Origin of the sequence: Caballeronia sp. ATUFL_F1_KS4A (assembly GCF_023630905.1) — a bacterium.
In the GTDB taxonomy this organism is placed as follows: domain Bacteria; phylum Pseudomonadota; class Gammaproteobacteria; order Burkholderiales; family Burkholderiaceae; genus Caballeronia; species Caballeronia zhejiangensis.
Map to the genome: position 1 here is coordinate 155992 of NZ_JALQEB010000029.1, position 15041 is coordinate 171032.

General features: G+C 62.1%; 14 protein-coding genes. 10 read left to right on the forward strand and 4 right to left on the reverse strand.

The features are described from left to right. Positions 1-153: 153 nt before the first annotated feature. The 6 genes from NCS03_RS15935 (at position 154) to NCS03_RS15960 (ending at position 8864) form a co-directional block, all read left to right on the forward strand. On the forward strand, positions 154-1434 hold the full coding sequence (locus NCS03_RS15935) for a Zn-dependent hydrolase (RefSeq protein WP_008353719.1): 1281 nt from the start codon (positions 154-156) through the stop codon (positions 1432-1434). 87 nt (positions 1435-1521) lie between these two features. Next, entirely contained in the window at positions 1522-2856 is a 1335-nt protein-coding gene (locus NCS03_RS15940) for an NAD(P)-dependent oxidoreductase (protein ID WP_250529377.1), read from the forward strand. Between the two features lie 21 nt (positions 2857-2877). Further along, positions 2878-4164 carry an NAD-dependent dihydropyrimidine dehydrogenase subunit PreA gene (gene preA / locus NCS03_RS15945; protein WP_250529378.1) on the forward strand — a complete coding sequence of 429 codons (1287 nt, stop codon included), beginning with the start codon at positions 2878-2880 and terminating at the stop codon, positions 4162-4164. Between the two features lie 73 nt (positions 4165-4237). After that, positions 4238-5725: an NCS1 family nucleobase:cation symporter-1 gene (locus NCS03_RS15950; RefSeq protein WP_175979164.1), complete on the forward strand. Its 1488-nt coding sequence runs from the start codon at positions 4238-4240 to the stop codon at positions 5723-5725. A 780-nt stretch (positions 5726-6505) separates the two neighbouring features. Beyond that, on the forward strand, positions 6506-7969 hold the full coding sequence (gene hydA / locus NCS03_RS15955) for a dihydropyrimidinase (RefSeq protein ID WP_250521583.1): 1464 nt from the start codon (positions 6506-6508) through the stop codon (positions 7967-7969). A 130-nt stretch (positions 7970-8099) separates the two neighbouring features. Further along, positions 8100-8864, forward strand: coding sequence for a CDP-diacylglycerol diphosphatase (locus NCS03_RS15960; protein WP_239295030.1), 765 nt, complete (start codon positions 8100-8102; stop codon positions 8862-8864). On the opposite strand, the gene NCS03_RS31350 is transcribed toward NCS03_RS15960, so the two are convergent. After that, a complete protein-coding gene (locus NCS03_RS31350) occupies positions 8848-9258 on the reverse strand; it encodes a hypothetical protein (protein ID WP_502801523.1) in 411 nt (136 codons plus the stop codon). The genes NCS03_RS15960 and NCS03_RS31350 overlap by 17 nt on opposite strands. Positions 9259-9442: 184 nt before the next feature. Here NCS03_RS31350 and NCS03_RS15970 point away from each other — a divergent pair, with 184 nt between their 5' ends. Next, the gene (locus NCS03_RS15970; RefSeq protein ID WP_175979168.1) at positions 9443-9694 is read left to right on the forward strand and encodes a hypothetical protein; all 252 of its coding nucleotides are present in this window, start codon (positions 9443-9445) and stop codon (positions 9692-9694) included. 148 nt (positions 9695-9842) lie between these two features. Here NCS03_RS15970 and NCS03_RS15975 read toward each other — a convergent pair whose 3' ends face one another. Together NCS03_RS15975 and NCS03_RS15980 are read right to left on the reverse strand one after the other, a co-directional pair. Beyond that, positions 9843-11126 carry an aspartate carbamoyltransferase gene (locus tag NCS03_RS15975; RefSeq protein WP_033537153.1) on the reverse strand — a complete coding sequence of 428 codons (1284 nt, stop codon included), beginning with the start codon at positions 11124-11126 and terminating at the stop codon, positions 9843-9845. Positions 11127-11165: 39 nt separating this feature from the next. Next, positions 11166-11585 carry a secondary thiamine-phosphate synthase enzyme YjbQ gene (locus tag NCS03_RS15980; protein WP_250529380.1) on the reverse strand — a complete coding sequence of 140 codons (420 nt, stop codon included), beginning with the start codon at positions 11583-11585 and terminating at the stop codon, positions 11166-11168. 124 nt (positions 11586-11709) lie between these two features. Between NCS03_RS15980 and NCS03_RS15985 the strand changes: the two genes are divergently transcribed. The 3 genes from NCS03_RS15985 (at position 11710) to NCS03_RS15995 (ending at position 14450) form a co-directional block, all read left to right on the forward strand. After that, complete coding sequence (locus NCS03_RS15985) at positions 11710-12192, forward strand: BON domain-containing protein (protein WP_250529381.1); 483 nt, start codon at positions 11710-11712, stop codon at positions 12190-12192. 76 nt (positions 12193-12268) lie between these two features. Continuing rightward, positions 12269-13651: an NfeD family protein gene (locus NCS03_RS15990; protein ID WP_372492556.1), complete on the forward strand. Its 1383-nt coding sequence runs from the start codon at positions 12269-12271 to the stop codon at positions 13649-13651. A 25-nt stretch (positions 13652-13676) separates the two neighbouring features. Then, a complete protein-coding gene (locus NCS03_RS15995) occupies positions 13677-14450 on the forward strand; it encodes a slipin family protein (protein WP_175979171.1) in 774 nt (257 codons plus the stop codon). Here NCS03_RS15995 and NCS03_RS16000 read toward each other — a convergent pair. Further along, positions 14447-14983 (reverse strand): carboxymuconolactone decarboxylase family protein, encoded by a 537-nt coding sequence (locus tag NCS03_RS16000; RefSeq protein WP_008353697.1) that lies wholly within the window; start codon positions 14981-14983, stop codon positions 14447-14449. The genes NCS03_RS15995 and NCS03_RS16000 overlap by 4 nt on opposite strands. Positions 14984-15041 lie beyond the last annotated feature (58 nt).

Sequence of the window (15041 nt, forward strand, 5' to 3'; positions counted from 1 at the left end):
GAGCGCTCGATTTATCGAAGAGGCGTGTCGTTCGCATCATTCATCGCATAAGAAAAACGTGCACCGGGCGCGTGCAGCATCGCACCGCAAACGTCCGGCATGCACGAAACGAAGTCACTCACATACGAAGTCCGATCGTAAGGAGCGAGGCGAATGAACGTCGTAACGGATGCAATCAGAGAAGCTGGTCTCGATACGTCCATCAAGGTGAACGGTCAGCGTCTATGGGACAGCCTGATGACGATGGCCAAAATCGGCGCGACACCGAAGGGCGGTGTCTGCCGTCTCGCGCTGACCGATCTCGATCGCGAAGGGCGCGATCTCATCGTGAGCTGGGCGAAGGCAGCGGGCTGCACGGTGAGCGTCGATCAGATGGGCAACGTGTTCATGCGCCGCGCAGGACGCAATCTCGACGCGCTGCCGGTGGTTACTGGCTCGCACGCGGATTCACAGCCTACGGGCGGGCGCTTCGACGGCATCTACGGCGTGCTTGGCGGACTCGAAGTGATCCGCTCGCTCAACGATCGCGGCATCGAAACCGAGCATCCGATCGAAGTCGTCATCTGGACCAACGAGGAAGGCTCGCGCTTCGCACCCGCGATGGTTGCGTCGGGCGTGTTCGCGGGCGTGTTCTCGCTCGATTACGGTCTGTCGCGCAAGGACGTCGATGGCAAGACGATCGGCGAAGAACTCGAGCGCATCGGTTATGCGGGCGATGTGCCGTGCGGCGGCCGCAAGCTGCACGCGGCGTTCGAGCTGCATATCGAGCAAGGGCCGATACTCGAGGCCGAAGACAAGACGATCGGCGTCGTCACCGATGCGCAAGGTCAGCGCTGGTACGAGATCACGCTGACGGGCCAGGAAGCCCACGCAGGCCCGACCCCGATGCCGCGCCGCAAGGATGCGCTCCTCGGCGCATCGCGCGTGGTCGATCTCGTGAACCGCATCGGCCTCGACAACGCGCCGCTCGGGTGCGCGACGGTCGGCATGATGCAAGTGCATCCGAACTCGCGCAACGTGATTCCGGGCCGCGTGTTCTTCACCGTCGATTTCCGTCATCCCGACGATGCCGTGCTCGCGCGCATGGATGCCGCGTTGCGCGAGGGCGTGGCACGCATCGCGGGCGAGATCGGTCTGGAGACCGCGCTCGAACAGATCTTCTACTACGAGCCCGTCAAGTTCGACGCCGCGTGCGTCGCTTCCGTGCGGGCGGCGGCGCAGCGCTTCGGCTATTCGCATCGCGACATGGTGTCGGGCGCGGGCCACGATGCGTGCTATCTCGCGCAGGTCGCGCCGACGTCGATGGTGTTCGTGCCGTGCGTCGATGGCATCAGCCACAACGAGATCGAAGACGCGACGCAGGAATGGATCGAGGCAGGCGCGAACGTGCTGCTGCACGCAATGCTGGAGCGCGCGTCGGAACCGGCTTCATAAGCGACGTTTTCTGTTGTTACGTTCAGCACTGTCCGCGTCGATCGAACGCGGACGGCGGGCACTCGTACGTCCTCACAAGGAACGCGCATGACCATGAAACCGACCGGCGATATCGCGAGCCATCGCCTCACGCAGGAACAGCTCGCATGCGAATTCGCGGATGTCGCGCCGCTCCTCGACGCCACCGCCGCCGCTGCCGCCGCGAGCCGCTGCCACTACTGCTACGACGCGCCGTGCGTCCAGGCATGTCCGACGAGCATCGACATTCCAGGCTTCATCCGCAAGATCGGCAACGGCAATCTGAAGGGCGCGGCCGTCGATATCCTGTCGGCCAATCCGCTCGGCGGAATGTGCGCGCGCGTGTGCCCGACGGAGATTCTTTGCGAGGGTAGTTGCGTACGCAACCATCAGGGCGACGAGCCGGTGAAGATCGGCGCGTTGCAGCGTCATGCGACCGATTGGGCGATGGCCAGAGGCGTCGCGTTATTCGAACGCGCGCCGGAAACGGGGCGCCGCATTGCGATCGTCGGTGCGGGACCGGCGGGACTCGCGTGTGCGTATCGGCTTGCGCTTGCGGGGCATCGCGCGGTGATCTTCGATGCGCGCGAGAAGCCAGGCGGACTCAACGAATACGGCATTGCTGCGTACAAGACCGTCGAGGATTATGCGCAGCGCGAAATCGAATGGCTGTATTCGATCGGCGGCATCGAGATCAACACAGGTCGGTCGCTCGGCCGCGACTTCACGCTCGACGGGTTGCGCAAGCAATACGACGCAGTGTTCATCGCGTTCGGCCTTGCTGGCGTGCGCGAGCTGGCGCTCGAAGGCGAAGCGCTCGAAGGCGTGATGAACGCGGTCGATTTCATCGAGCAAGTGCGCGAGGCAGATGATCTCGCGAGCGTGCCGGTCGGGCGGCGCGTCGTCGTGATCGGCGGCGGCAACACCGCGGTCGATGCGTGCGTTCAAAGCCGCAAACTTGGCGCGACGAACGTGACGATGGCGTATCGACGGGGCGTCGAGAACATGAGCGCGACGTGGGCCGAACGTGAGTTCGCGCAGACGAACGGCGTGAGCATCGTCACGCACGCGAATCCGGTGCGATTGGTCGGCGATAACGGGCAGGTGACGGGCGTCGAGTTCGAACGCGGCGGCGAGCGCTTCGTGATCGAAGCGGACATGGTGCTGAAGGCGATCGGGCAAACGCTTGTTCCCGTCGGAATCGATCGCGAGTTATTGACGCTCGATGGCGGGCGCATCGTCACCGACGAGAACCGTCAGACGACGCTCGCGAAAGTCTGGGCCGGCGGCGATTGCGCGACCCATGAAGGACTCGATCTCACCGTGCAGGCCGTACAGGACGGCAAGCTGGCGGCCGCGTCCATCGACGCGTCGTTCGAACTGACTGCGATCAAAGCCGCCTGAGCCAAAAGGAGAACCACGAACATGGCCGATCTGACTTGCAACATCGCCGGCATCACGTCGCCGAATCCTTTCTGGCTCGCGTCTGCGCCGCCGACCGACAAAGCCTACAACGTCAACCGCGCTTTCGAAGCGGGCTGGGGCGGCGTCGCGTGGAAGACGCTCGGGCTTGATCCGCACGTCGTGAACGTGAGTTCGCGTTACGGCGCGGTGCAATGGAACGGACAAAGAATCGCAGGACTGAATAACATCGAACTGATTACGGACAGACCGCTCGACGTGAACTTGCGCGAGATCGAACAGGTGAAGCGCGACTGGCCCGATCGCGCGCTTATCGTCTCGTTGATGGTTCCGTGCAACGAGAAGGACTGGAAGTGGATTCTCACGCAAGTGGAAGACACGGGCGCAGATGCGGTGGAACTGAACTTCGGTTGTCCGCATGGCATGAGCGAACGCGGCATGGGCGCGGCCGTCGGACAAGTGCCTGAATATGTCGAAATGGTGACGCGCTGGGTGAAGGAAGGCACGAAGCTGCCGTGCCTCGTGAAGCTCACGCCGAACATCAGCGATATTCGCATGGGTTCGCGCGCCGCGTTCAAAGGCGGCGCCGATGGCGTGTCGCTCATCAACACGATCAACTCGATCGTTGCGGTCGATCTCGATCAGATGGCGCCGATGCCGACCGTCGACGGCAAGGGCACGCACGGCGGCTATTGTGGTCCCGCCGTGAAGCCGATCGCGCTGAACATGGTCGCCGAAATCGCGCGCGATCCGCAGACGCCGAATCTGCCTATCTCCGGCATCGGCGGCATTTCATCGTGGCGCGATGCGGCGGAATTCATGGTGCTTGGCGCGGGCAGCGTGCAGGTGTGCACGGCCGCGATGCACTACGGCTTTCGCATCGTGTCCGATCTCGCCGATGGCCTCTCGAACTGGATGGACGAGAAAGGCTACGCAACGCTCGATGACATTCGCGGGCGCGCCGTGCCGAACGTCACGGACTGGAAGCATCTCAATCTCAAGTACGACATCAAGGCGCGCATCGATCAGGACAAGTGCATCCAGTGCGGGCTGTGTCATATCGCTTGCGAGGACACATCGCATCAGGCGATCCTGAAGGAGAAGGACGGCAAGCGTCATTTCGAAGTGGTCGATTCGGAATGCGTCGGCTGCAATCTGTGCATGCACGTTTGTCCTGTCGAGCAGTGCATCACGATGGAACGCGTCGATGCGGGCGAATATGCGAACTGGACCACGCATCCGAACAATCCCGCGCGCATCGATGCGGAAGAACCCGCGAAAGCGGCATGAACATAGACATAACGTAGCGCTCGTCGTCGTTGAATCCCCATGATCAACCGCACACTCAACCGGAGTGCATCCGATGAATCAGACAGCGCATGACGTCGAGACGAGCAGCTTGTATAACGATGACCTCGCACCGACCGGCCCCGCACAGCGCACGTGGAAGTGGTATCACTTCGCGGCGTTGTGGGTCGGCATGGTGATGAACATTGCGTCATACATGCTGGCCGCGGGTCTCACGGACCAGGGCATGTCGCCGTGGCAGGCGGTGTTGACGGTTCTGCTCGGCAACATGATCGTGCTCGTGCCGATGTTGCTGATCGGCCATGCGGGCGCGAAGCACGGCATTCCGTATGCGGTACTCGTGCGCTCGTCGTTCGGCACGCAAGGCGCGAAGTTGCCGGCGCTGCTGCGTGCGATCGTCGCGTGCGGTTGGTACGGCATTCAGACGTGGCTGGGCGGCAGCGCCATCTATACGCTCTTGAATATCCTGACGGGAAACGCATTGCATGGCGCGGCGCTGCCGCTCATCGATATCTCGCTCGGACAACTTGCGTGCTTTCTCGTGTTCTGGGCCTTGCAGCTCTACTTCATCTGGCACGGCACCGATTCGATTCGCTGGCTCGAAAGTTGGTCTGCGCCGATCAAGGTTGTGATGTGCATCGCGCTCGTGTGGTGGGCGACGAGCAAGGCGGGCGGCATCGGTTCCATGCTTTCGGCGCCGTCGCAGTTCGTCGCGGGCGGCAAGAAGGAGGGGCTTTTCTGGGCCACGTTCTGGCCGGGGCTCACGGCGATGGTCGGCTTCTGGGCGACGCTCGCGCTGAACATTCCCGACTTCACGCGCTTCGCGCGCACGCAACGCGATCAGGTGATCGGGCAATCGATTGGCCTGCCTGTGCCGATGGCGCTGCTCTCGGTGATCTCGGTTGTTGTCACGTCGGCGACGGTCGTGATCTACGGGAAGGCGATCTGGGATCCGATCGATCTCACGAGCCGCATGACGGGCATCGGTGTGGGCGTGGCACTGATCATCCTCACGCTCGATACGATGTGCTGCAATCTGGCGGCCAATCTTGTTGGACCGGCTTACGATTTTTCGAGCCTTTGGCCGAAGGGGATTTCGTATCGCGCGGGCGGCATGATTACGGCGACGATAGCCATCGTCATGATGCCTTGGAAGATTCTCGCGACTACGCAGGGTTACATCTTCACGTGGCTCGTGGGCTATTCGGCGCTGCTCGGTCCGGTCGCGGGCATTCTGATGGTCGATTACTTTTTGATTCGCGGCACGCGGCTCGATCAGCGCGAACTCTTCGATGAAGACGGTGAGTATTCGTATAGCGGCGGATGGAATGTGGCGGCGGTGGTGGCGCTTTTGGTCGGCGTGCTGCCGAATCTGCCGGGTTTTTTGCACACTGCGTTTCCGGGTTCCTTTCCTAACGTGCCCGCGTTTTTCAATACGCTCTATACGTATGCGTGGTTCGTTGGTCTCGTGCTGGCTGCCGTTGTGTATGGATCGTGGATGAAGTTGCGCGGTGGCGCGCGGGCCAGGGTTTTGAGTGCTTGAGTTTTTTGCTTTCGCTTTCGCTTTCGCTTTCGCTTTTGCTTTTGCTTTTGCTTTTGCTTCGCCGGATCCCGTTTTCTTTGTGGTCTATGAGCGTTGCCCCTGTGCGGGGCGGCAGTCACTTTCTTTGCTGCTGCAAAGAAAGTAACCAAAGAAAGCAGCTCGTTAAGGCCCGCGGTCACACGCAATTTGGGTAGTCCTCTCGTCGCAGATGGCACTCGCCTAAAGAGTGCCATCGAAGGACTAACCGGGCTTGGATCGCGCACGGTCTGACAAGCTAGTTTTCCAAGGGCGCTGGATCAGCACGAAACAGCTTCGGCACAGCGCTACGCGCTGCCGCCGGGTCTGCAAGGGAAACCAACGTAAGGAACACGCGGCGTGGTCAGAGGGAAGGGTAAGTAGAGAAGCACTCGCGGACCCGATTGGCCGTTCGGCCGCGAAGCGGGCTGGAGCTATTTGGTGCTGAACCGGTTTGGTGTGTGGTGCGATGAGACGGACCGTGCGCGAGCCAAGCCCGATGGGGCCTATGAGGGCACTCTTTAGGCAGCCCACGATGGACGAGAGGACTACCCAAATTGCGTGTGACCGCGGGCGTATCGGGAGCTGCTTTCTTTGCTTACTTTCTTTGCAGCAGCAAAGAAAGTGAGTGCCGCCCCGCACAGGGGCAGTGCTAATAGACCGACACGAACAAAGGATTTCACGAGAGCGGAAGCGAACAAGCAACGCAACGCAACGCAACGCAACGCAACGCAACGACAACCCCCCCCCCGGAGGGACACTTCAATGCCAACATTGATCCGCGGCGGCACCATCATCGACGCTGACCGCACCTACCGCGCCGATGTTCTCTGCGCAGACCCGCAAGCCGGTGGCACGATCCTGGCGATAGGCCTCGACATAGAGGCACCGGCCGATACGCACACCATAGACGCCGGCGGTCAGTACGTCATGCCGGGCGGCATCGATCCGCACACGCACATGGAACTGCCCTTCATGGGCACCACCGCGAGCGACGATTTCTATACCGGCACCGCAGCGGGATTGTCAGGCGGCACGACGAGTATCATCGACTTCGTGATTCCGAGCCCGAAGCAACCACTCATGGATGCGTTCAAAGAATGGCGCGGCTGGGCTGAGAAAGCATCGGCGGACTACGGCTTTCACGTCGCGGTGACGTGGTGGGACGAGTCGGTGCATCGCGACATGGGCCTGCTCGTTCACGAACACGGTGTGTCGAGCTTCAAGCACTTCATGGCCTACAAAAACGCAATCATGGCCGACGACGAAGTGCTCGTGAACAGCTTCACGCGCTCGCTTGAACTCGGCGCGCTGCCGACCGTGCACGCGGAAAACGGCGAGCTCGTCTTTCAGTTGCAGAAGCAACTACTTGCGAAAGGCTTCAGAGGACCGGAGGCGCATCCGTTGTCGCGTCCGCCCGAAGTGGAAGGCGAGGCGGCCAATCGCGCGATCCGCATCGCGCAAGTGCTCGGCGTGCCGCTCTATATCGTGCATGTGTCGGCGAAAGATGCAGTCGATGTCATCGCCAAGGCGCGCAACGAAGGACTGCGCGTGTTCGGTGAAGTGTTGCCGGGCCATCTGGTGATCGATGAATCGGTGTATCGCGATCCCGACTGGACGCGCGCCGCCGCGCACGTGATGAGCCCGCCGTTTCGCACGAGCGAGCACCGCGAAGCATTGTGGCGCGGGCTGCAATCGGGACAGCTTCATACGACGGCGACGGATCATTGCGTGTTCTGCGCATCGCAGAAGGCGATGGGCCGCGAGGACTTCACGAAGATCCCCAACGGTTGCGGCGGCGTGGAAGATCGCATGTCGGTGCTGTGGCATCACGGCGTCAACATGGGACGTCTCACGCCGAACGAATTCGTGCGCGTGACATCGACGAACGCGGCGCAAATCTTCAATCTCTATCCGCGAAAGGGGGCGGTGCAGATAGGCGCGGACGCAGATCTCGTCGTATGGGATCCGAACGCGACCCGCACGATCTCCGTAAAGGCGCATCATCAAAAGGTCGATTTCAACGTCTTCGAAGGCATGCAAGTGCAGGGCGTCGCGACGCACACGCTCACGCGCGGCGCGCTCGCGTGGACCGACGGCGATCTGCGCGCGGAACGCGGCGCGGGACAGTATCTGAAGCGTCCGCCGAACGCGTCGTACTTCGAGGCGGCGCGCGTCGCCAACAAGCTGAAGGAACCGCATCCCGTGAATCGCGCTGAATCGGCTTGATTTGCGCATCGGTCCACGAAGCTCCGCGTTGCATTCGACGCGGAGTTTTGTCACGTTTCGCGGCGTGGTCACGCGCCTGCAAGCATAATCCGGCAGGCTATCGATTTTTTTGCGCCGCCCGATCATGCCGATGAAAATCACAAAGAAGCTACGCCGCCTCGCCGCGCCAGGTTTGCTCTGTCTGCCGCTCGCGTGCGCGGCAAATCCCAACGCGCTGTGGGAAATCGTCCACGACTACTGCGAGCCCGCCGCCGAGGGCGCGCAGGTCCGGCAGAAATGCGCGGACGTGAATCTGGCGGGCGGCTATGCGGTGCTGAAGGATATCGTCGGCGTCGCGCAATATCTGCTGATTCCGACCGCGCGCGTGAGCGGCATCGAAAGTCCCGAACTGCTCGAGCCCCACGCGCCGAATTACTTTCGCGACGCATGGAATGCGCGCGGCTATGTCTTTCGCGCGTTGCGCCGGACGCTGCCGCGCGACGAAATTTCGCTCGCGATCAACTCGGCAAGCGGGCGCACGCAGAATCAATTGCACATTCATATCGACTGTCTCGCGTCGGATGTCGCCCAGACGCTGCGCGAACTGGGACCGGGCATCGGCACGGCGTGGAAGCCGCTGCCGGTGAGATTGCGCGGCCATGTGTACAGCGCGATGCGTATCGATGATGCTGATCTCGCGCATACGGATCCCTTCAAGCTCGTCGCGCCCTATGCCGCAAGCCGCGGCCAGACCATGGGCGAACAGACGCTGCTGCTCGTCGGCGCCGTGCGTGGCGATGGCGTGCATGCGTTCTTTCTTCTCAACGATCACGTTCAGCCAGGCAACTGGGCGTCATCCGAAGAGCTGCAGGATCATACGTGCTCGTTGGCCAATCGGTCTATAGAAAAGCCGTGAGGTTTTCAGAAGAATGAAGTGACGCAAATCGTTCGGAGTTCGGATGAATCGCAATCCGCAAATCAGAACTTTCGCGCCTTGTCACTTCTACTTCTGGGAACCACAATGAATGCACTTCGACATCACGTTTGACCCGTTGAAGGACGCGATCAATCGGCTTCAGCATGGTGTGTCGCTGGAGCTTGCGAGGGAGATTGCGTGGGACGATGTCGCGCCGAAGGTTGATGGTCGTCGCGACTATGGAGAGGTACGCGAAGTCGGTTTCGCGCCTATTCGGGGCCTCATGGTTTGCGTAGCGTTCACGCAGAGAAACGAAACGCGGCGCATCAACAGTTTGCGCCGCGCCAACAGAAGAGAGATAAATCGGTATGCAACAAACGTATAGAGGATTCATCCTTCCTACGCCCGAGGAAGAGGCGGCGATTCAGCGCGGCATCGAACTCGATCCGGATACGTGGAATCTGTCCTACGAAGAGTTTGAGCGACTGGAATCATCCGCCGCTTATCATCGTCGGCAGTCGATGTCTGGCGAGCTTCCGGCCGCATGACCCTCATCCCGCGTCGCGCGTGTTCATCCGATGCGCAAACACACGCGGCGCGATCCCTTCGACACGCGCTTCCGGCAAGACGCGCTTCAACGTTCGCAAGGTGAACGCAAGGTCTTCGCTAGCAGTATCGAATTCGAGCCGCAGTTCGCAGCCTTCACGCTGCGCCTGACTCACGTAGATGCCAAGCGGCGAATGAAACAACGCGCGTATGCGTTCCCGCGACGCTTCGCTATCCGCGAAATGCGCAAGCGCCAGAACCCGCACACGTTGACATGCACCTAACCCATCATCCTGCAATTTTCGACGGCTGACCGCCCACGCAAGCGACATATCCATGGCCGTTGCTCCATCACGTTTCCCTTGTGTAGAAGGATACGGCGGCTCGCGTCAACGTCACGCAAAGACATGTGCGCCGCGTGTAAAAAACGTATCAATCGAAGCCATGAAAGACCGCATCGTCCGGACCGATGGAAGCAGGCGACTTCCATGCCGCATCGCGCATCGAGTGACGCACCTGATGCTCGACGCCGAGCAGCACCGCGAAAATCGCCATGCGAACCGCAATGCCGTTGTCGGTCTGACGGAAGATCGCGAGGCGCGAGTCGTGATTCAGGTCGGTGGCGAGATCGTTCGCACCGGGGCGGCTGTCGCGCGGCAGCGGATGCATGATGAGCGTGTCGCGTCCGCATACATCGTCGACGAGCGCCTGGTTGATCTGGAAATCCGGCGTATAGCCTTCGATGGACTCATCGGCGAAACGCTCTTTCTGAATGCGCGTCGCGTAGACCACGTCGGCGCCCGCGAGTCCCGCGCGCAAGTCGCTCGTTTGTTCGATCACATGATCGCCGCGCGCGATGCGCTCGATGATATGCGCCGGCATCTCCAGCGAACCCGGCGACACGAGCGTAAATTTCAGTCCTTTGTAAAGCGAGAGCAGCTTGGCGAGCGAATGCACGGTGCGGCCGTACTTGAGATCGCCGACCATCGCGATATGCGCGCCATCGACGATCTTGCCGAGACGCGAAAACTCGCGCTGGATCGTATACAGATCGAGCAGCGCCTGACTCGGATGCTCGCCGGGGCCGTCGCCGGCATTGATGACGGGAATGTTCGTCGCGCGCGCGAATTCCGCGACGGAGCCTTGCTCCGGATGCCGCACGACAATCGCGTCGGCGTATCCGCTGATGACGCGGCTCGTGTCGTAGATCGACTCGCCTTTCGCCATCGACGAAAAGGTGAAGCCGGTCGTGTCGCACACGGAGCCGCCGAGGCGCGCGAACGCCGCGCCGAAACTCACGCGCGTGCGCGTGCTGGCCTCGAAGAACAGATTTGCAAGCACCGCGCCTTCGAGCACGCGCGTGATTTTTTTGCGCCGCGCGATGGGCTGCATCATGTCGGCCGTGCGGAACAGCGCTTCAGCCGAGTCGCGCGAAAATTGGTCGATCGAAAGCAATTGCGGCCGGCCTTCGAAGTCGATGGTCAAATGTGCGCTTTGCGTATATGGGCCACCTTCCGGCAAACCGCCGAGAATCTCGCCGACATAGCGCGCGGCGATCTCCGGCATCGCGCGCGACTCCGGCGATTCGTCCGGCAGCAACCATGTGTCCAGCGCACGCCGCGACACGCCGATGCGCGACGCGAACGCGTCGCGCGTCATGTTCAGACGCCGCATCGCATCGCGAAGAATCGTCTGCTGCTGAAGTTCCTGAGTCACCGTCACCGCTCCCGAAATATACGCGGTGCGTATATTAGGTCACTCGCCGATCAGATGCAAGACGAGTTCGCGCTGATGCTGCGCCGTCCGGTGCTCGAACACGTAGATGCCCTGCCAAGTGCCGAGCACCATCCGGCCAGCCTCGATGGGAATCGAAAGCTGCACCGTGGTCAGCGCGGTGCGCAGATGCGCGGGCATGTCGTCGGGGCCTTCGGTGTCGTGCACGTAGCGGCCGGGCGCTTCCGGCGCGACCGACTCGAAATAGCGTTCGAGATCCACGCGCACGTCGGGGTCGGCGTTCTCCTGAATCAGCAACGATGCCGACGTATGCCGGCAAAACAGCGTGAGCAAGCCAGTGCGGATGTCCTGAAGGTCGATCCAGTGATCGACGTCGCGGGTGACTTCGTGCAGGCCGCGCGAGCCTGTCGCGACCGTCAGATGGTGGAGTGCCTGTTTCATGTCGGTCTCGGTGCGAGGAATGGGCGGTGCGCCACATCGTGAGTTTACCGACTTCCCGCGTGGCGTTCGATTCGACGCGATGAACTATGCTGTCTGGACGATGGCTCCACGAAAGGCGCGCACGATGACACGAAACGCGGCTTACGGAACGCTCGCGCTGGCGGCTGTGCTCGCCGCGGCCCCGTACGGGACACACGCCGAAGAAAAGCGCGAGAACCGCGGCAACGATCCGTTTCTGCACGTTTCGAGCGCCATCGCCGATTGCGCCGCTCCGCGCGGCCCGTTCGAAACGCATCAGGAATGGCTCGACGAAGCGCATTACCGCATCGAACGCGGCAATAGCTGCTGGATCGCGGGGCGCTGCCGGCTCGCCAACAGCTACGACTACGACAAGGAAATCGCCGAAAGCGTGACGCGGCGCCTGAATTCGCTCAACGCCTCGCTGCAGTGGCGCGAGAAAACGAGTTTGTGGCTCACGTTGCAGCGCCGCTTCATCTATCTCGACGGCTGCGTGTCGGGCGACTTCGACACGGCGCGCTTCGTGAAAGAGCTCGGCGAAACGGCCGATGTCGAAAAGGTCATCGACCGAACGACGCGCCGGCCGTGATCTCGCAATTGACCTAAGCTAAAAGAGAGACCAAACACCAGGAACCGCCGCGCATATGCGCGTCCGGCTTTCGCCGATGAAAACGAACTTCGCTGACTGGCTGTGCAGACGCGTGCGCCACGCGCTGCTGCTGATGGCGTTCGCCCTCGTGCCGATGAGCGCCGTAGCCGCCGTGGCGGCGCCCGTCGTCGTGATTCCGCTGAAGGGCGCGATCGGGCCGGCGAGCGCGGATTACGTCGTGCGCTCGCTCGCCCGCGCCGCAGACGAGCACGCGCAACTCGTCGTGCTCGAACTCGACACGCCCGGCGGCCTCGATCTCTCGATGCGCTCGATCATTCAGGCGATGCTCGCGTCGCCGGTGCCGGTGGCCGCGTTCATCGCGCCGAGCGGGGCGCGCGCTGCGAGCGCGGGCACGTACATCACGTACGCGAGCCATATCGCCGCGATGGCGCCCGGCACGAATCTGGGCGCGGCGTCGCCGGTGCAGCTTGGCATCGGCGGATCGGAGCGCGAGGGCAAGGCGGCGTCGAACGCAGACGCGCAATCGACCGAAACGCGCAAGCAGATGCAGGACGCCGCCGCCTACATCCGCGGCCTCGCGCAATTGCGCGGACGCAACGTGCAATGGGCCGAGCGCGCGGTGCGCGAGGCGGTCGCGTTATCGGCGACGGAAGCGCTGGAGCAGAAGGTCATCGACGTGACCGCCAACGACGTTCCCGACCTGCTCGCGAAACTCGACGGCCGTCATGTCAAAACCGCGAGCGGCGATCGCGTTCTCGCGACGAAACAGGCGCCGCTCGTCGTGCTGCAACCCGACTGGCGCAGCCGCTTTCTCGCGACGATCACCGACCCGAGCGTCGCGCTCATCCTGATGATGATCGGCATGTACGGCCTCTTCTTCGAGTTCGCGAATCCGGGCATGGTGCTGCCGGGCGTCGCGGGCGCGATCTGCCTGCTTGTCGGATTGTTCGCTTTGCAACTATTGCCGATCAGTTTCGTCGGACTCGGATTGATCGTGCTCGGCATGGGCTTTCTCGTCGCGGAAATGTTTCTGCCGACATTCGGCTCGCTCGGCATCGGCGGAATCATCGCGTTCGCGATCGGCGCGCTCATGCTGATCGATACCGACGTTCCCGGCTTCGGCATTCCGGTCGGGCTCGTTGCCGGGCTCGCGCTCTTCACGGCGCTCTTCGTGTTCACCGTGTCGGGCGTCGCGTTGAAAGCGCGCAAGCGGCCCGTCGTGAGCGGCGGCGAAGCGATGCTCGGCACCATCGGCGTGATGCTGGCGCACGAATCCGGCAGCGGCTGGGCGCGCGTGCAGGGCGAACGCTGGCGCGTGCAGGCGGACGCGCCGCGAGCGTTGCCGCAAGAAGGCGCGCGCGTGCGGGTGATGTCGCGCCACGGTCTCACGCTGACCGTCGAGCCGCTCGAAGGCGAACGCGAGGCGGGCCATTCCTGAACACATCGACAACGAGGCTTGAAAAATGGGGCTTACCTTCGGTTTCAGCGGCATTGTCATTGCGTTCGTCATCTTCATCGTCGCGTCGGCGGTGCGTATTTTTCGCGAGTACGAGCGCGGCGTCGTGTTCATGCTCGGGCGCTTCTGGAAGGTGAAAGGGCCGGGGCTCGTGCTCATCATTCCGGTCGTGCAGCAGGTCGTGCGAATGGACTTGCGCACCGTCGTGTTCGACGTGCCGCCGCAGGACGTCATCACGCGCGACAACGTGTCGGTGAAGGTGAATGCGGTCGTGTACTTTCGCGTCGTCGATCCGGAGAAGGCGGTGATTCAGGTCGCGCGTTTTCTCGAAGCAACGAGCCAGCTCGCACAAACGACGTTGCGCGCGATTCTCGGCAAGCACGAGCTCGACGAGTTGCTGTCCGAGCGCGAGCGCCTCAATACCGACATCCAGCGCGTGCTCGATTCGCAGACGGACGCATGGGGCATCAAGGTATCGAACGTCGAGATCAAGGACGTCGACATCAACGAAACGATGATCCGCGCGATCGCCCGCCAGGCCGAAGCGGAGCGCGAGCGGCGCGCGAAGATCATCCATGCGGAAGGCGAGTTGCAGGCATCGGAGAAGCTGCTGCAAGCTGCGCAGATGCTCGCGCAGCAGCCGCAGGCGATGCAGTTGCGCTATCTGCAAACGCTCACGTCGATCGCCGGCGACAAGAACTCGACGATCGTCTTTCCGGTTCCGGTCGATCTCGTGAGTTCCGTCATCGACCGGCTGACCAAAGGCTCGACGCAAACTTAGACGAGAGCAGGGAAGTCGATCACCGTGTCGTTCACGCGGTTCACGAGGTTCGTGAAATTGATGACGCTCATCGCAAACAGCGTGTCGATGACTTGCGCTTCCGAATAGCCCGCTTCGCGCACTTCGGTAAGACGCGCCGCGTCGATCGTGCCGGTCGTGCCCGCGACATGCCGCACGAAGCGCACGAGCGCATCGCGCTTTGCATTGCCGGTCGCTTCGCCCGCGCGAATTTGCTGCGTTTCCTTCTGCGACAGCCCGACCATCTTGCCGACGAGCGTATGCGCGGCGGCACAGTAATCACAGCCCGCGAGTTCGCTGACGGCGAGCTTGATCGCTTCGACATCGGCCTTGTCGAGGCTGCTCTTCGCGAGAATCGCATCGCCGTTGAGCGCTGCGCCGAGCGCGGCCGGGCTATGCGTGCCGATGGTCGCGTAAGCGTTCGGCACCTTGCCCGCGGCCTTCTTGATGGCGGCGAAAAGATCGGCGGTGACGCCCGTTGCTTCGTTGACGTTGATTTGGGAAAGACGTGACATGGTGTGCTCCTTCGTTCGGTGGTTGGCCATGTGGATGGCATGGGTTGAACTTTAGGCG